The 17155-nt window shown below is 74.0% G+C and carries 13 protein-coding genes and 1 pseudogene; 2 read left to right on the top strand and 12 right to left on the bottom strand.

Annotated elements, in window-relative coordinates; translation table 11 throughout:
* Positions 1-164: 164 nt before the first annotated feature.
* A pseudogene (locus tag ABD223_RS43655) lies at positions 165-943 on the bottom strand (IS30 family transposase).
* Positions 944-1016: 73 nt separating this feature from the next.
* Between ABD223_RS43655 and ABD223_RS28350 the strand changes: the two are divergent.
* Positions 1017-1220 carry a hypothetical protein gene (locus ABD223_RS28350; protein WP_344039627.1) on the top strand — a complete coding sequence of 68 codons (204 nt, stop codon included), beginning with the start codon at positions 1017-1019 and terminating at the stop codon, positions 1218-1220.
* 146 nt (positions 1221-1366) lie between these two features.
* Here ABD223_RS28350 and ABD223_RS28345 read toward each other — a convergent pair whose 3' ends face one another.
* The 6 genes from ABD223_RS28345 to ABD223_RS28320 are packed head-to-tail and all read right to left on the bottom strand — an operon-like array spanning position 1367 to position 9720.
* Entirely contained in the window at positions 1367-2656 is a 1290-nt protein-coding gene (locus tag ABD223_RS28345) for a cation:proton antiporter domain-containing protein (protein WP_344039626.1), read from the bottom strand.
* The gene (locus ABD223_RS28340; protein WP_344039625.1) at positions 2653-4029 is read right to left on the bottom strand and encodes a cytochrome P450; all 1377 of its coding nucleotides are present in this window, start codon (positions 4027-4029) and stop codon (positions 2653-2655) included. Before ABD223_RS28340 ends, ABD223_RS28345 begins: the two co-directional genes overlap by 4 nt.
* A complete protein-coding gene (locus ABD223_RS28335; protein ID WP_344039624.1) occupies positions 4026-5117 on the bottom strand; it encodes an alpha-hydroxy acid oxidase in 1092 nt (363 codons plus the stop codon). Before ABD223_RS28335 ends, ABD223_RS28340 begins: the two co-directional genes overlap by 4 nt.
* Positions 5114-6697, bottom strand: a complete 1584-nt coding sequence (locus ABD223_RS28330; protein WP_344039623.1) for an NAD(P)-binding domain-containing protein — start codon at positions 6695-6697, stop codon at positions 5114-5116. Before ABD223_RS28330 ends, ABD223_RS28335 begins: the two co-directional genes overlap by 4 nt.
* A gap of 10 nt (positions 6698-6707) precedes the next feature.
* Entirely contained in the window at positions 6708-8183 is a 1476-nt protein-coding gene (locus ABD223_RS28325; RefSeq protein WP_344039622.1) for a class I adenylate-forming enzyme family protein, read from the bottom strand.
* Positions 8170-9720: an NAD(P)-binding domain-containing protein gene (locus ABD223_RS28320; RefSeq protein ID WP_344039621.1), complete on the bottom strand. Its 1551-nt coding sequence runs from the start codon at positions 9718-9720 to the stop codon at positions 8170-8172. The genes ABD223_RS28325 and ABD223_RS28320 overlap by 14 nt, the downstream gene beginning before the upstream one ends.
* Positions 9721-9783: 63 nt before the next feature.
* Here ABD223_RS28320 and ABD223_RS28315 point away from each other — a divergent pair, with 63 nt between their 5' ends.
* Positions 9784-11292: an aromatic amino acid ammonia-lyase gene (locus ABD223_RS28315; RefSeq protein WP_344039620.1), complete on the top strand. Its 1509-nt coding sequence runs from the start codon at positions 9784-9786 to the stop codon at positions 11290-11292.
* Here ABD223_RS28315 and ABD223_RS28310 read toward each other — a convergent pair.
* From ABD223_RS28310 to ABD223_RS28290, 5 genes are all read right to left on the bottom strand, one after another.
* Positions 11273-12655 carry a sensor histidine kinase gene (locus ABD223_RS28310; protein WP_344039619.1) on the bottom strand — a complete coding sequence of 461 codons (1383 nt, stop codon included), beginning with the start codon at positions 12653-12655 and terminating at the stop codon, positions 11273-11275. The two genes, ABD223_RS28315 and ABD223_RS28310, sit on opposite strands and share 20 nt — an antisense overlap.
* The gene (locus tag ABD223_RS28305) at positions 12652-13299 is read right to left on the bottom strand and encodes a response regulator transcription factor (RefSeq protein ID WP_344039671.1); all 648 of its coding nucleotides are present in this window, start codon (positions 13297-13299) and stop codon (positions 12652-12654) included. The genes ABD223_RS28310 and ABD223_RS28305 overlap by 4 nt, the downstream gene beginning before the upstream one ends.
* 238 nt (positions 13300-13537) lie before the next feature.
* Entirely contained in the window at positions 13538-13804 is a 267-nt protein-coding gene (locus tag ABD223_RS28300; protein ID WP_344039618.1) for a hypothetical protein, read from the bottom strand.
* A complete protein-coding gene (locus tag ABD223_RS28295; protein ID WP_344039617.1) occupies positions 13755-14615 on the bottom strand; it encodes an NAD(P)/FAD-dependent oxidoreductase in 861 nt (286 codons plus the stop codon). The genes ABD223_RS28300 and ABD223_RS28295 overlap by 50 nt, the downstream gene beginning before the upstream one ends.
* A 105-nt stretch (positions 14616-14720) precedes the next feature.
* A complete protein-coding gene (locus ABD223_RS28290) occupies positions 14721-17114 on the bottom strand; it encodes an ATP-binding cassette domain-containing protein (RefSeq protein ID WP_344039616.1) in 2394 nt (797 codons plus the stop codon).
* Positions 17115-17155: the final 41 nt, after the last annotated feature.

The raw sequence follows: 17155 nt of genomic DNA, 5'->3' as shown, positions 1-17155 counted from the left end.
GCGACAGCAGGGTTCCGGCGATACCGTAACGCAAGCAAACAGAAGCTCGGCTGGAGTTTCCCAGCCGAGCGCCTTGCGTGGACATTCGGTCAGCGCTGCGGCGACGGTGGACAGGTGCTCGGGGCTATGGCTGGTGAGGCTGTTCCTCGTAGCCGAGGGCAGGTTCAGGTGGTGGAGGCATCTGCTTCGAGGAGTTCGGTGAATACCTCGCCGGGTTTTTTCCAGTTGTGGATCTTATGGGGTCGGTCGTTGATCTCGGCGGCGATGGCGGCGATGGCGGCGAGGTAGCGGGGGTCGGAGGGGATGTCGACGCCCTTGGGCAGGAACTCGCGCACGATGCGGTTGAGGTTCTCGTTGCTGCCGCGTTCCCAGGGTGAGTGCGGGTGGGCGAAGAACACCGGCAGCCCGGTGGCGGTCACCTGCTGGTGCAGGGCCATCTCGGAGCCGCAGTCCCAGGTCAGGGAGCGTTTGATCGAGTCAGGCAGGTCGCCGGCCGCGGCGATGATCGCGTCGGTGACGGTGAGCGAGTCGCGTCCGCGCAGCGGGACCAGGACCAGGAAGCGGCTGGTGCGCTCGACCAGTGTGGCCACCGCGCTTGTGTCGCCTTTTCCGATCAGCAAATCCCCTTCCCAGCGTTCCGGACCGGCTCGTCGCGTGCCAATCTGCCGGCGATCGACGCCGGTGACCAGCCCGCACGTAGCAGCCCGACCACCCGTGAGCGCAGAACCGGGTTCCGGTCCACCGCCAGTGGTTTCGGCCTCGACCGGGCCGTCCCCGCGGCCCCGTCTGCGGCCACCGCCCGGTATCCGTCCCTGCCACCGTGACGATTCACCTCACGGGACACGGCCGAGGCATCACGCCCAATCGGGGCAGCGATCTCCTTGTACTGCAACAACTCCGCTACTCCTCGGGAGATCTCTTCCCGATCGGCCAAGGTCAACATCCGACGCACGGTGGGCAATCCTTCCCCACCGAACACCACGATCAGATGCTACGACCGTCTGAACCTGCCCTCGGTGGGCGTGTTGGTGAGAGCTGTCAGCGACTGGAAGCGGTCTGTCAGCCGCCGTGCGCTGGTTCATGTCATGCGTCTGGCCAGCGCGACCCCCGCGTGGCAAGAGGCGATGAGCGTCATGTCTTCAACAGGGAACGCCATCGGTGTGCGGATTGCTGAAGACCTGGAAAGCCGCCGCTTCTTGCCGAGCGGCGAGGCCTGCTGATCCCGGAAATCGGTGATGCGGGGGGCGACCGGTGTTCGGCCTGCCCCCCTGAAAGCACAACCCGGCCGTCGGTGGTGCCGGACCAACCCGGCACCACCGACAAGGGCGAGGTCAGGGGAACCCCGGCGCCGGGAACGGATCGGCCGTCACGGTGTCGTGCTCACCTTGGGCGGCACGGGTTGGACGCCCACCGCCTCCTGGTCCATCCCCTCCGGCAGCGAAGCCCGGTAGATCGGCATCGCGGCGGCCGTTGTCACGATCGCGACCGCCACCAGGATCGCGAACAACTCCGGCGTCACCATCTCGTACGCCAAGCCGATGTTGATGAACACCAGGATCATCAACCCTCGCGCGTTCATCAGTCCCCCGACCGCCGAGGCGTAGCGCCACGAGAAGCCCTGTGCCCGCACCACCGCCGCGCACCCCAGGTACTTGCCCGCGAACGCCACCGCCATGATGACGACGAGCGGCAGCCACAGGGCGCCTCCCGCGCCGAAGCCCGACACCTCCGTGTTCAAGCCGCTGAACGCGAAGAACACCGGCAGGAGCAGGATCGAGTTCAGGTCCGTGAGCCTCGTCTCCAGCTCACGGCGCACCAGCGCGGACTGCGGCATCGCCAGACCGGTGATGAAACCGCCGAACACCGAGAACACGCCGATGTAATCGGTGAACCAGCCGGCCAGCAGGACGACGAACAGGATCAGGGCCATCACGTCGCGGCTCACCCGACCGTGGCGCTCCACCCGCTGACCCAGCCTGGCGAACAGGGTGCGCCCCACCGTGAGCATCAGCAGCGCGAACACGGCCGCGCCCGCCACCGTGTCCAGCGCGTCGAGCGGGCCGTTGGCCGCGCCCACGGCGATGATCACGGCGAGCAGCACCCACGCCGCCGCGTCGTCGATCGCGGCCGCGACGAGGGTCAGGCCGCCGATCGGGGTGTTGGCGATCCCGCGTTCCTGGAGGATCCTCGCCAGCATCGGGAACGCGGTGATCGACAGGGCGCCGCCGACGAAGAGCATGAACTCCCACCTGCTCGTGCCCTCGACGGCCAGCGAGCCGAAGAACAGCGCCGCCGCGCCCGCGCCCAGGGCGAAGCTCGGCACGATGCCGGACACGGCCAGCCCGGCGGCCCGGCGCATGTTGCGGCCGGCGGCCAGGCCGTGGTCCAGCGAGGCCCCCACCAGGAACATGTAGAACGTCAGGCCGATGGTGCTCAGCACGTACAGGACGCCCTTGACGTCCTCCGGGAACAGCTGGGCCTGCGCGCCGGGCGCGACCGCGCCGAACAGGGCGGGCCCGAGCAGGACGCCGGCGACCATCTCGCCGACCACCCTGGGCTGCCTGACCAGCATGGCGAGGCGCCCGCACAGGGTGGTCACGGCGAGCACCGCCGCCAGCGCGGCGAACACGCGCAACGCGAACTCGATCTGGTTCACTCGGTGGTCTCCTGGGTGTGAGGGGGTCGGGGGCAACCCGGGGTGTCGAAGTAGCGCCCGGCCAGGCGCAGCCTGCGGGCGTGCAGGACCATGACCGTGCCGAGCACCAGCTGGACCGCGCTGAGCCACACGTCCTCCCACCGGTCCCGCGCGCGCAGCAGCGCGCCGAGCACGGCGAGGCGACGCGCCGGCAGCGGCTCGCCGACCCGGACGAGCAGGCACGGGCCCCGGCTCGGCAGCGACCGGGTGTGCGCGACGGTGGAGTGGAGCGTGAAGCGCCGCAGCACCTCACCGGTCGCCGCCCGCAGCGCGAGCGGCGACACGCGCCACGCCGGGCACGGTCGGTTGGCGGCCACGCCGAACGGGATGTGGTGCGCCTCGCGGGCCGGGACGCGCTCCCACCGGCTCGGGTCGAACACCTCCGGGCGGTCGTGGCCGGTGGCGTGGTACTCGGGGTAGTTGAAGCACAGCACCGAGCCGGCGGGCAGCGTGGTGCGCTCGTCGAGCGCGATGTCGCCGGTGGTGATGCGGTGCGCGATGCCGAACAGCGGGTAGAGCCGCATGGTCTCGTCGAGCACGTTGGCGAAGTGGCGCTCGTCGCCGGGGTCGGCGGCCAGCCGGGCCGCCTCGTCCGGGTGCTGGGCCAGCGCGAGCAGCAGGTGCGCCATCGCCTCGGACATCTGGACCACGGCCGTGTTGAAGAACGTGCCCTGGAGGTAGTGCACGCGCTCGGCGGGCGTCAGGGTCGCGGGCAGCGGCCGCCGCGCGTCGCCCGCCGCGACGCGCCGGGCCAGGTAGCGGGTCAGCCGGGCCCGCCGCCCCGGGTGGCGCAGGCCGGTGCACTTGAGCGCGGTCACCACGTCGTCGGCGTGCCCCACGACCAGCTCGCGCGCCTCGCGGGTGCACGGTTCGCCGAACACCAGCTCGTGGAAGTACTCCGCCCACACCGGCAGCATCAGGTCGCGCAGCCGCACCGCGGTGACCCGGCCGGTGACCAGCTCGTCGAGCACCCGCCCGGCGCAGCGGGCCGCCGCCTCGGACAGCGCGTCACCCGGCCCGGACAGCAGGGCGCGCGTCGTGCGGGCCACGTCGTCGTAGCGCGGGCCGGCCTCCAGGTGCTCCTGGTGCACCTCCGGGCCGGGCGCGAGCCAGTACCAGAACAGGTCCGAGAGCCCGGCGCCGCGGCTGCGGCCGTTCGCCGCGGGGTGGGCGTAGACCTCCAGGAACCGGTCCGGCCCGACCCGCGCGTTCGGGAACGTGATCGCGTCGTCCCCGTTGACCTTCTCGAACACCTTGACGCGCAGGGCCACCACCCGCGCGGGCAGCCAGCGCGGCGCGGTCAGCACCACCGCGGCGGCGAGCAACCCGGTCACCCACACCGCGCGGACACCCCCGCCCCCCGCGGCACGACCAGGTCCCGGGTGAGGTCGGCGAGGTCGCGCCCGCCGCACAGCGCGAGGACGTGGTCGACCTCGTCGCGCAGGGCGTCGAGCACCCGCGCCACCCCGGTCTCGCCGGCCGCGGCCAGGCCCCACAGCACCGGCCGGCCCACGCCGACGGCCGCCGCGCCGAGCGCGAGCGCCACGGCCACGTCGCCGCCGCCCCGGACCCCGCCGTCGAGCAGCACCGGCACCCGGCCCGCGACCGCGTCGACCACGGCGGGCAGCGCCTCGACCGCCGCGGGCACCACGTCGCACTGGCGGCCGCCGTGGTTGGACACGACCACCCCCGCCACGCCGTGCTCGACCGCGAGCACCGCGTCCCGGGGGTGCAGCACCCCCTTGAGCCACAGCGGGAGCGCCGTCAGCTCCCGCAGCCGGTCCAGGTGCGCCCACGACACCGCGGGCGACATCGCGATGTCCCGCGTGCCACCGGGCGGCGCGCCGGGCACGTCGCGCATGTTCTCCGCCGCGAGCCCCGCGGGCAGGTCGTGGAAGCCGTGCTCGGCGTCGCGGCGGTGCCTGCCGAACACCGGCGAGTCGGCGGTCACCACCAGGGCCGCGCAGCCGGCGCGCTCCGCCCGCCGCACCAGGCACGCCGTCACGTCCTCGTCGGGGTGCGGGTAGAGCTGGAACCACACGGACGCGCCCGGGTCCACGGCCCGCGCCGCCGCCACCACCTCGGCGATCGCCACCGTGGAGGCCACGCCGGACACCAGCACCGTCCCCGCCGCCGCCGCGGCCCGCGCCGTGGCCCGCTCGCCGTCGGGGTGGGCCAGCCGGTGGAAGGCGGTCGGCGAGACCAGCACCGGCAGCGCCAGGCGACCGCCGGGCAGGTCGACGGCGAGGTCCCGGGTCTCCGCGCCGCGCAGCACCCTCGGCAGCAGGGCGAGCCGCCGGAAGGCCGCCTCGTTCTCGCCGAGCACGGCCTCGTCGCCGACCCCGCCCGCGTAGTAGTCGTAGTGCGCCGGGTCGAGCACCGCGCGGGCCTCGTCGTGCAGCTCGGAGAGGACGGTGCTCACGGCGCCACCGCGGCGGTCGGCGTGAGCCGGTCGCCCAGGAACGCCAGCAGCGGCGCGCGGTGCACCTCCTCGCTGTCCCACTCGTTCTCCAGGTTCTCGGTGAGGTGGTGCTCGCCGAGCAGCTCGCCGCCGCGGAAGTGCCGCACCACCGGGTGGAGGTAGCGGCCGTCGAGCCCGCCGGCCTCGTCCTGGGAGTTGCGGCCCGCGGTGACGTCGAACGGGTTGACCCGGTCGTGGTCCTCGCCGTACTCCAGCGTCACCGCCAGGTAGGAGCCCACCTCGCCGAAGTCGCCCCGCGCGACCGCCTCGTGCAGGTGGGCGAGCGGCACCTCCTCGGCGTAGCGGGTGGACCCGTCCGGCCCGACGAGCACGGCGTCCGCCATGAACGAGAACAGCTGCCACAGCGCGGAGGTGCGGTTCACCCGGTCGATGACGGCGTCGACGACGGCCCCGGAGGTGGGCGCCAGGTCGCGGCTGGGCCAGGGCACGCCGTGGTAGCGGTGTTCGAGGACGTGGTGCAGCGCCCGCACCCCGTAGCGGAAGCCGTGGATGAACCCGCTGGTCGACTTCTTGAAGTCCCTGGCCTGGGTGATGGTGCCGGCGAAGAACAGGTCGGGCACGTTCACCGACTCCCAGGCGGCGGTCTGGGCCGGGAAGCGGTCGTTGATGGTCAGCTCCGGCCGGCACTCGGGCGCGAAGATCGACGCGTCGAACCGGAACCCGGTCGCGAGGATCACCCGGTCGTAGCGGATCTCCTTCACCCGCTCGGCGACCCGCTCGAAGCTGACCGGCACCAGGAACCCGTCGCCGTCGGGCTTGACGGCCAGCACCCGGCCGTCCAGCACCGCGTTCTGCGACTTGAGCTGGTAGGTGTCGAGGAAGTTGTTGTTGACCGCGCGCAGGTGGCCGACGAAGTGGGTCTGCCACGCCAGCTTCAGCGAGCCGGGGCCCGCGACGTGGATGACCGCCGCGGTCTCGACGAGGTTGTCGGCGGTCTCGAACGCGGAGTTGCCGCGCCCGATGATCAGCACCCGCTGCCCGGTGAAGTCGGCGGGGTCCACCGACACCTCGTCGTACCGCTCGGCGTGCTCCACCCCGTCGATCGGCGGCACGTACGACCGGGACACGCCGGTGGCGACGATGAGCCGCCGCGCCCGGTAGGTGTTGTCGTGCTGGTCGCGGACCACGAAGTCGTCCGGCCGGGTCACCGACACGACCCTCGTGCCGAAGCGGATCGGCAGCTCGTGCCGGGCGGCGAAGTCGCCCAGGTAGCGGAGCATGTCCTCGGCGGACGGGAAGTAGCGCGGCGTGTACTCGGTGAACAGCGGCGACGGCTCGTCGGTCAGCAGCGAGTTCCAGTCGGTGCGCAGGTTCAGCTCGGGGTCGTCCCAGCCGGTGTGGACCTTGTTGATGGAGATCAGGGTGCGGTGCCGGGGGAACCGGGTGAAGAACGCGCCGGGCGCGTCGCCGGCGTCGAGCACCAGGTGGTCCCGCCCGGCGCGGGAGAGCAGGTACGACGCCTGGAGCCCCGCCGGGCCGGCTCCGATGACCAGGCACTCCGTCGAAACCTCGCTGGGCACGGCTTTCTCCTCACGTCTCGGTGGACAGCAGGCGCTTGTCCGGCTTGCCGCTCGGGGCGAGCGGTGGTTCGGCGATCGCGGTCACGCGCGTCGGCGCGCACGCCGCGCCCAGGCGGTCGGCCACCAGCGCGCGCAGCGCCGCCGGGTCGGGCGACCGGCCGGCGGCCGGCACCACGAACGCGTGCACGGCCTCGCCGGTGTCCTCGTCCGGCGCCGCGACCACGTAGGCCTCGGCGACGTCCGGGTGCTCGGCGATGACCCGCTCGATCGGACCCGCGTAGTGCAGGTTCGCGTTGACGATGACCACGTCCCGGGTGCGGCCGGTCAGGTGCAGGCGGCCGTCCGGGTCGAGGTGGCCCAGGTCGCGGGTGCGCACCCAGCCGTCCGCGAACACGTCGGCCGACTGCTCCGGGTCCGCCCAGTACCCGGAGGACTGGGCGGGCGTGCGGACGAACAGCTCGCCGTCGACGCCGACCGGCGCCGGCGCGCCGCGCCCGTCGCGGACCTCGACGTCCACCGCGGCCGGCGGGACGCCCACCGAGCCGGGCGGGTCGCCCGGGGTGGCCATGGAGATCGTCCCGGTCTCGGTCTGCCCGTAGCCGTGGAACACGACGGGCCCGAGCACGTCCAGCGCCTCCCGGTGCCGGGCGGCGGTCAGGGGCGACCCGGACACCATCAGCGCGCGCAGCGACGACAGGTCGGCCGGGTCGCGGCGCTGCGCGGCGACCAGCTTCGCCAGGCGCGGCACGGTGACCACGCTCGACGTGGCCCGGTGGTGGACGATCGCGCCGGGCAGTTCGGGCCGCTCGGCGACGACGGCGGTGCCGCCCGCGGCGATGGCCATCACGGCGTACTCGAACATCACGAAGCTCGACAGCGTCCCGAACACCAGGTGGCGCTCCATCCGGGGCGCCAGCTCGCGGATCGCGGGCGGCCACCCCTCCGGGCGCGCGGCCCACCCCGCCGCCATCGCGGCGTAGGTCTGCGCGCACGCCTTGGGCACGCCCGTGCTGCCGCTGGTGTGGATCAGCCGGGCGACGTCACCGGGCCGGCCGGCCAACCGCAGGGCGCCGCTGTCGGCGCGGGCCGCGCACAGCGAGTCCACGGTGAGCGTGCGCGGCGCCGTCGCGGCAAGCGTGGGGTGCTCCACGCCGGAGTCGGTGACCACCGCGGCGATGTCGAGGCCGAGGAGGTGGCGCAGCTGCGCGTCGGGCAGCCCCGGCCGCACGCCCACCACCCTGGCGCCCACCGCGTGGGCGGCGAGGATGACGGCGAACGCCTCCGGTGTCACGCCGAGCAGGAGGGCGACGCCGTCACCCGGTCCCAGCCCCGCGCCCCGCAACCCGGCCGCGATCCGCGCGACGAGGTCGAGCACCTCCGCTCCGGCCACCGCGCGGGCGCCGTGTTCGAGCACCGGCCGGTCCGCGGCGGCGTCGAGGGCGTCGAGCACCGCGCGCGGGAACGGCTCGGCGTCACGCGCCGGCAAGGCACTCCTTCACGAACATCGCCAGCGGCCGCTGGTGCACCTCCGGCAGGTCCCACCGGTTCTCCAGGTTCTCGGCCAGGTGGTGGGTCGCGGTGAGCGCGCCGTCCCGGTAGTGGCGCACCACCGGGTGCAGGTAGCTCGCCTCGTGGGCGTTCTCCGCGTCGTTCTCGGCGACGCGCGGCACCGAGGCGTCGAACGGGTCGACGGCGTCGTGGTCCGGCCCGTACTCCAGCGTCGCGACGAACCGGTGCTCGGCCGATCCGAGGCCGCCGTCGGCGAGGTAGGCCACCGGCACCTCCTCCTGGTACCGCGCGGTCCCGCCGTCGACCGTCACCACGTCGCCCATCACCGCGAACTGCTGCCACAGCGCGGAGGACCGGTTCACCCTGGCCACGATCGCCTCGCCGATGGCCTCCGGCGACGGCGGCAGCCCGGTCGACGGCCACGGGGTGTCGTGGTGGCGGGCGGAGAGGATGCGGTGCAGGGCCCGGACCCCGTAGCGGAAGCCGTGGATGAAGCCGCTGGTGGACTTCTTGAAGTCGCGCTGCTGGGTGAGCGTGCCCGCGAAGTGCAGGCCGGGCACCGTGGTCGACTCGAACGCGGACGTCTGCTCCGGGAACCGGTCGTCGATCACCAGCGCGGGGCGGCAGCCCTCGTCGAACACCGAGGCGTCGAACCGGAACCCGGTGCACGCGATGACCCGGTCGTACTCCAGCTCCCGCAGCCCTTCCGCCGAGCGGGCGTAGCGGAGCACCACCCGGAACCCGCCGCCGGGGCGGGGCTCGATCAGCTCGACCGCGCCGTCGAGGACCGCGTTCTCCGACTTCAGCTGGTAGGTGTCGAGGAAGTTGTTGTTCACGGCGCGCAGGTGCCCGACGTAGTGCGTCCGCCAGGCCAGCTTCACCGAGTGCGGCCCGGCCACGTGGATGACCGCGGCGTGCTCCACGAGCGAGTCGGCGGTCTCGAACCCCGAGTTGCCCTTGCCGATGACCAGGACCCGCTGGTCGGTGAACGACTCCGGGTCGGTGTCGAACGCGTCGTAGCGCTCGACGTGCTCGATGCCCGGGATCGGCGGCACGTGGAGCCGGGAGACGCCGGTCGCCATGACGAGCCGCGAGGCCCGCCACGTCCGGCCGCCGTCGTCGACCACGGCGAAGCCGTCGTCGTCGCGGGAGATGCGGGTGACGTCGACGCCGTAGTGCGCCCGGACCCCGGTGGCCGCGGCGAAGTCGGCCAGGTAGCGGACCATGTCGTCGGCGTGGGGGAAGTACCGGGGGCTGTAGCGGGTGAACAGCAGCTCGGGGTCGTCGGACAGCAGCGAGTTCCAGTCCACGCGCAGCCGCCGCTCCGGGTCGGAGTGCCCGGTGTGCACCTTGTTGATCGAGATCAGCGTGCGGTGCCTCGGGTAGCGGGTGAAGAACTCGCCCGGCCCGGAGCCGCGTTCGAGGACGGCGCAGTCGCGGCCGTCGCGCTCCAGCAGGGCGGCGAGCTGGAGGCCCGCCGGCCCGGCCCCGATGATCAGGTAGTCGTGCGCCATGTCCCGGGAAGCTACGGAGTGGATCTCAGAACTCTCTGAGATCGCCCGCCTACCTTCCGTGGGGTGACCACGACCACCCCCGACGCCGCGACCGGCGCTCCCGTGGACCTCGGCGCGCCGCTGCGCGGTGACGACCTCCATCGTGCGGCACGGCCGATCCCGGTGCTCGTCGGCCCCGACGTCCAGGACCGGCTCGCCCGCGGCCGCGAGTTCCTGCGCACCGTGCTCGCCGACGACGACCGGCCCGTCTACGGCGCCAAGACCGGCTTCGGCGCGCTGATCGGCTACCCCGGCCGCGCGGACGAGGCCGACCAGTGCGACAACACCCTCGCGCACCTCGGCGCGGGCCAGGGACCCGACCTGCCCGCCGACATCGCCCGAGCCGCGCTGCTCGTGCGGACGTGGTCGCTGGCCCAGGGGTTCTCCGGGGTGTCGCCGCACGTCGTCGACGGCCTCGCCGCGATGTTCGCGACCACGTTCGCGCCGGCGGTGCCGCGGTACGGCTCGGTCGGCGCGAGCGGCGACCTCATCCCGCTGGCCTACGCGACCCAGGCGCTGCGCGGGCGCGGGCACGCCTACCTCGACGGCGAGCGGCTGCCCGCCGACGAGGCCCTGCGCCGCGCCGGGCTCACCCCGCTCACCCTCGACGGCCGCGACGCGCTGGCGCTGGTCAACGGCACGTCCGTGACGACCGCCGCCCTCGCCCTCGCGCTCGACAGCGTGCGCGCCTCCCACCGCGCCGCCCAGGACCTCACCTGCCTGCTCGTGGACGTCCTCGGCGCCGACCCGGGCTTCCTGGGCCCGCGCCTGATCGCGGCGTACGGGCACCCCGGCGCGGTCACCGTGGCCAACCGGATGCGCGGCGCGCTCGCCGGCACCGAGCCGAGCGGGACCCGGTCCCTCCAGGAGCCCTACAGCATCCGGTGCTCACCGCAGCTGCTGGGCGCGGCCGAGGACGCGCTGCGCTACGTCGACGGCGTGGTGGCCGCGGACCTGGGCGGCGTCAGCGACAACCCGCTGTTCTTCCCGGAGGAGGACCTCGTCGCGCACGGCGGCAACTTCTTCGGCCAACCGGCCGCCATCGCCGCCGACGTGCTGGCCGCGGTCACCGCGTCGCTGGGCAACCTCGTCGAGCGGCAGCTGGACCTGCTCGTCGACCCGGCCCGCAACACCGGCCTGCCGCCGATGCTGGCCGCGGGCCCGGGGCAGCAGCACGGGCTCCAGGGCGTGCAGCTCGCCACGACCGCGTTCGTCGCCGAGATCCGCCGCGCCGCCGTGCCCGCCGGCACCCAGAGCCTGCCCACCAACCTGCACAACCAGGACGTCGTGCCGTTCGGCACCCAGGCCGCGCTGCGCGCCCACGACCTCGCCGAGCTGCTGCGGCTGCTGTGCGGCTCGCTCGCGCTCGGGCTGCGGCAGGCCGTGCACGTGGGCGGCAGGCGTCCCACCGCGCCCCGCTGCGCCGCCCTGCTCGACGTCCTCGCCGACGCGATCCCGCCCGTGGACCCCGACCGACCGCTGGACGCCGACGTCCGCTTGGCCGCCGACCTGGTCACCGGGTCCCGGTGCTGACCTCCGGACCGGGGCCCGGCACGACGTCGCCCCCGACGGCGACTCCGGGCACGGGAGCGGGGATGGGCACGGGGGCGGGGCCGGGCACGGGGTCGGCGGCCGGCAGCCGCAGCGTGAACCGGGCGCCCTGGCCCGGGTGGCCGTTCGCCTCGACCGTGCCGCCGTGGCCGGCCACGACCTCCCGCAGCAGCGCGAGCCCCAGCCCGAAGCGCCGCTCCGACCCGCCCGACCGCCCGGGTCCGCTCGTCCCGCCCGGCGCCCCGGGTCCGCCCGGTCCGCGGTGGAACCGGTCGAAGAGCCGGTCCGCCTCGGCCTGGTCGAACCCCTCGCCGGTGTCCGCAACGGTCAGCTCGACGCACCCGTCCCGGCCCTGCCCGAGGCGCACGTCGACCCGGCCGCCCGCCGGGGTGTGGCGCACCGCGTTCGCCAGCAGCTCGTCGACCGCGCGCCGCAGCGCGGTCTCGACACCGGCCACCACCAGCGGGCCAGGGGGCCGCTGGACGGCCAGCGCGATCCGCAGTTCCGCCGCCCGCTCGGCCTCCGCCGCCACCGCGGCCTCCGCCACGGCGGCCAGGTCGACCGCCCGGCCGTCGAGCCGCGCCGACCGGTCGCTCAGCCGCGCCGACAGCAGCAGGTCGTCCACCACGTCGCCGAGCCCGCGGATCGAGCCGGCGAGCTTGTCGAGACCGGCGCAGTGGTCGTCGGGCAGGTGGGCCGCCGCGGCTCGGCGCGCGAGCAGCTGCACCCGCGTGTACGCCCGCGCGATCGGCGTCCGCAGCTCGTGGCTCGCGTCGGTGACGAACCGCCGCTGCCTGGCCAGCGCCTCCGCCAGCGGTGCGACCGCGCGCCTGCCGACCAGCAGCCCCGTCACCGCCGCCGCGACCAGGCCGCAGAACTCCGCGACCGCCAGCGCCAGCAGCAGGTGCCGCCGGTCGGCGAGCTGGTAGCGGGTGTCGAACACGGCCTGCACCGCGCTGTCGCCGTCGCCCGGCCGCGTGAGCACCAGGTACCGGGTGCCGTTGCGCGCGACGGCGCGCTCGATCTCCCGGCCCGTCGCCCGCGCCGCGTCGAGGTCGCCGCGCAGCGGGAACCCCCGGGGCACCCGCAGCACCCCGTCGTCGAGCACGTCGCCGACGAGGGTGAACAGCCAGGTGCACCCCGGTGGCGTCGACGGCGACCCGTACGCGGCGCTGTACCGCAGCTCGCGCGCCACCTGCGAGTCCTGGGCGTGCGTCATCACGGCGAAGGCGATGCCGCCGACGAACGCGACCAGCGCGGTGATCGCCAGGGCGACCAGCACGCTGACCCGCAGGCGGGTCCGCCGGACGACCGCGCGTTCCGCCTCGGCCCACGAACGGCTCACAACGCCCCCAAGCGGTAGCCGAGCCCCTGCACCGTGTGCACCACCGAGCGGTCGACCTTGGTCCGCAGGTAGTACACGTACGTGTCGACGATGGAGGGAGCGGACGCGTCGTGGAAGACCCTCCGCCGCAACGCTGCCCGAGTGTGCACCGTGTTCGGGTGGGTCGCGAGCACCCGCAGCAGCGCGAACTCCCGGGCCGTCAGCGGCACCCGCCCGCCGCCGGGCAGCACCACCTCCCGCTGCCGCACGTCCAGGTGCCCCGCGCCGATCCGCAGCACGTCGGTCACCTCCAGCGCGCGCCGGCACAGCGCCCGCAGCCGCGCGCTCAGCTCGTCCAGGTCGAACGGCTTCACCAGGTAGTCGTCCGCGCCCGCGTCCAGGCCGTCGATCCGGTCGTGCACGGTGCCCAGCGCGGTGAGCATCAGCGCCCGCGCCCGCACGGAACTCGCGCGCAGCCGCACCAGCAGGTCGAGCCCGTCGAGGGAGGGCAGCCCGCGGTCGATGACCACGACGTCGTAGGGGCGGGTGAGGCCGAGGTGCAGCCCGCGCTGCCCGTCCGTGGCGACGTCCACGGCGTAGCCCTCGTCACCCAGGGCACCCGAGAGCAACTCCACGAGCTCGTGGTCGTCCTCGACCAGGAGCAGTCGGAAGTGGTTGGCCTGCCAGGTTCCCGCGGCGCCTTGCACGCCATCAGAATCCCATTTCCACGTGGCCCGTCAACGTGACCGAAGCCTTGCTCTCAGTGGTCGAACGATCTTGGGCAACACGGGCACGAGGACTAGGCGAGTACGACTACCGGGCGCGTGGCCGACAGGGAACGGACAGCTTCCCGGCCGGTCGCGAGCGGAGCGACGGGTCCCGCGCGGACCGCCGGTGGTGGGATCACCCCGTCACCGGTTCGACCCTGGTGTCGGGGAACGAGCCGTCGCCGAAGAGGAGGCGCGCGGCGGCGGCCCGGCCGAGCGGTGTGCGCAGCAGCGCGAAGCCCGCCTCGACCGTGCTCGGCTTCCGCACGCCGGAGAGGCCCCGGCGCAGCAGGAGCCGCAGGCGGAACCGGGCGCGCAGCGCCGCGCCGTCGTAGTGCCGCAGCACCGAGGCGTCACCGGTGCGCAGGTAGTCCGCGGTGACGGTCGCGGCCGGCTCCGCCATGCGCAGGCACGGGTCCAGGCCGCCCGCCGTCAGGGGTGACACCGCCCCCGCCGCGTCGCCGACGAGCAACCCGTCCGGGCAGGCGATCCGGCGCAGCACACCGCCCACGGGGATCGGGCCGCCGCGGCGGCGCACCGGGCCCGCGGGCGCGGGCACGTCCGGGAACGCGGCGCGGAACGAGCGCAGCAGGCGGGGCAGCGGCGAGCCGGGGCGGCAGGCCGGCCAGGCCGAGGTGCGCGTGGTGGCCGTCGTCGACGAGCCAGGCCAGGTAGCCGGGCGCCAGGTCGGGGTCGAGCACGCAGTGGAACGCGGGGGTCGAGGCGGTGGCGACCGGGAAGACCTCCTCGACGCCGGTGGTCAGGCGCCGGTTGACGTCCAGGCCGAGTTCGCGCGCGACCGTCGAACGGGCGCCGTCCGCGCCGATGGTGAAGCGGGCCCTGACCCCCGGCGACGGGTGGGGCGCGCCCAGGCGCACCCGTGCGCCGGCGCGGGTGGCTCGGGCCAGGGCCTCCGCGTAGACGCCCGCCATGTCGGCGACGCGGAACTCGTCGCGGGGGCTGACCAGCTCGACCGGCGCGCGCAGCGACGGCGGGTAGAGCAGGACGCGGCGCACGGCCGGCCCCAGGTGGCGCCGCGGCGGCGCGAAGTCCTCCAGCGTGCGCCGCACGAAGATGCCGGTGGTGCGGATGCCGACGTCGAGGCTGCTGCGGCGCTCGCGCACGAGCACGTCGAGGCCCTGCCGCGCGAGCAGGCGCGCCGTTTCCAGGCCCGCGAGCCCCGCGCCGACGACGAGCACGTCCACGGTTTCCATGGCGGCCGAACGTAGCGCCGCCGGCGCGGGTGCGCCGTCGTCGCCACAACACCTCCACCGGACCTCCACGGCTCCTCCACGCCGGGGCGGAGGAGCCGCGCCCGGTCACGCGCCGACGTAGTCCGCGAGGTGCTGCCCGGTGAGGGTGGAGCGGGCCGCCACCAGGTCGGCGGGCGTGCCCTCGAAGACGACCCGGCCGCCGTCGTGGCCCGCGCCGGGGCCCAGGTCGACGATCCAGTCCGCGTGGGCCATGACCGCCTGGTGGTGCTCGACGACGATGACCGACTTGCCCGAGTCGACGAGCCGGTCCAGCAGGCCGAGCAGCTGCTCGACGTCGGCGAGGTGGAGGCCCGAGGTCGGCTCGTCGAGCACGTAGACGCCGCCCTTGTCGGCCATGTGGGTGGCCAGCTTGAGCCGCTGCCGCTCGCCGCCGGACAGGGTGGTGAGCGGCTGGCCGAGGCTGAGGTAGCCGAGGCCGACGTCGACGAGCCGGGTGAGGACGGCGTGCGCGGCGGGGGTGCGCGCCTCGCCCTCGCCGAAGAACCGCTCGGCCTCGGTCACCGACATCGCGAGGACCTCGCTGATGTCGCGGCCACCGAGGTGGTGCACCAGCACCGAGGCGTCGAACCGCCTGCCCTCGCACTCCTCGCACGTGGTGGTGACACCGGCCATCATCGCCAGGTCGGTGTAGACGACGCCCGCGCCGTTGCAGCCCGGGCAGGCGCCCTCGGAGTTGGCGCTGAACAGCGCCGGCTTCACCCCGTTGGCCTTGGCGAACGCCTTGCGGATCGGGTCGAGCAGCCCCGTGTACGTCGCCGGGTTGCTCCGCCGCGAGCCCTTGATGGGCGCCTGGTCGACCGACACGACGCCCGCCGAGGCGGGGATGGAGCCGTGGATCAGGGAGCTCTTGCCCGAGCCCGCGACGCCGGTGACCACGCAGAGCACCCCGAGCGGGACGTCCACGTCGACGTCGCGCAGGTTGTGGGTCGACGCGCCGCGGATCTCCAGCTCGCCCGTGGGCGTCCGAACCGACCCCTTGAGGGACGAGCGGTCGTCGAAGTGGCGGCCCGTGGTCGTGCCGCTGGTCCGCAGCCCCTCGACGTCGCCCTCGAAGCAGATCTCGCCGCCCGCCGAGCCCGCGCCGGGACCGAGGTCCACGACGTGGTCGGCGATCGCGATCACCTCCGGCTTGTGCTCCACGACGAGCACCGTGTTGCCCTTGTCCCGCAACCGCAGCAGCAGCTCGTTCATCCGCTGGATGTCGTGGGGGTGCAGGCCCGCGGTCGGCTCGTCGAAGACGTAGGTGGTGTCGGTCAGCGAGGAGCCCAGGTGGCGGATCATCTTCACGCGCTGCGCCTCGCCGCCCGACAGCGTGCCCGCGGGCCGGTCGAGCGAGAGGTAGCCCAGCCCGATCTCCACGAACGAGTCGAGGGTGCGCCCCAGGGTGGCGAGCAGCGGCGCGACCGACGGCTCGTCCAGGCCGCGGATCCACCGGGCCAGGTCGCTGATCTGCATCCGGCAGGCGTCGGCGATGGAGATCTCGCCGATCCGCGAGGAGCGGGCCTGCTCGTTGAGCCGGGTGCCGTCGCACTCCGGGCAGGTGGCGAAGGTGACCGCCCGGTCGACGAACGCCCGGACGTGCGGCTGCATCGACTCGCGGTCCTTGGACAGGAACGACTTCTGGATCTTGGGGATCAGCCCCTCGTAGGTGAGGTTGACGCCCTCCACCTTCACCTTGACCGGCTCGTGGTGGAGGAAGTCCCGCATCTCCTTCTTCGTGAACTCGCGGATCGGCTTGTTCGGGTCCAGTAGGCCCGACTCGGCGTAGGTCCGCACCGTCCACCAGCTGTCCGACTTCCAGCCCGGGATGGTGAACGCGCCCTCGGCGATCGACTTGGAGTCGTCGTAGAGCTGGGCGAGGTCGATGTCGGAGACGGCGCCCCGGCCCTCGCAGCGCGTGCACATGCCGCCGAGCCGGTTGAAGGTCGCCTTCACGGCCTTGGTGCCCGCGCCGCGCTCGACGGTGATCGCGCCGCTGGCCCGGACCGTGGCCACGTTGAAGGAGAACGCGTTGGGCGAGCCGATGTGCGGCTGCCCGAGCCGGCTGAACAGGATGCGCAGCATCGCGTTGGCGTCGGTGGCGGTGCCCACGGTGGAGCGGGGGTCGCCGCCCAGCCGCTGCTGGTCGATGACGATCGCGGTCGTCAGCCCTTCGAGCACGTCGACGTCGGGCCGCGCCGGCGTCGGCATGAAGCCCTGCACGAAGGCGCTGTAGGTCTCGTTGATCATCCGCTGCGACTCCGCGGCGATCGTGCCGAACACCAGGGAGCTCTTGCCCGAGCCCGAGACGCCGGTGAACACCGTCAGCCTGCGCTTGGGGATCTCGACGCTGATGTCCTTGAGGTTGTTCACGCGCGCGCCGTGCACGCGGATCAGTTCGTGGCTGTCGGCGACGTGCGGCGCGGGCGACTGCGCGTTCGTCCTGGTGGCCGTGCTCATCGGTGTCTCCATCTGTCGGGCGGGGTCGCCTGCGGGCATCG

The organism is Saccharothrix xinjiangensis, assembly GCF_039527585.1.
GTDB classification, from domain to species: domain Bacteria; phylum Actinomycetota; class Actinomycetes; order Mycobacteriales; family Pseudonocardiaceae; genus Actinosynnema; species Actinosynnema xinjiangensis.
Note: the sequence above shows the minus strand (reverse complement) of the source record. Positions and strands in the feature narration are given on the sequence as shown.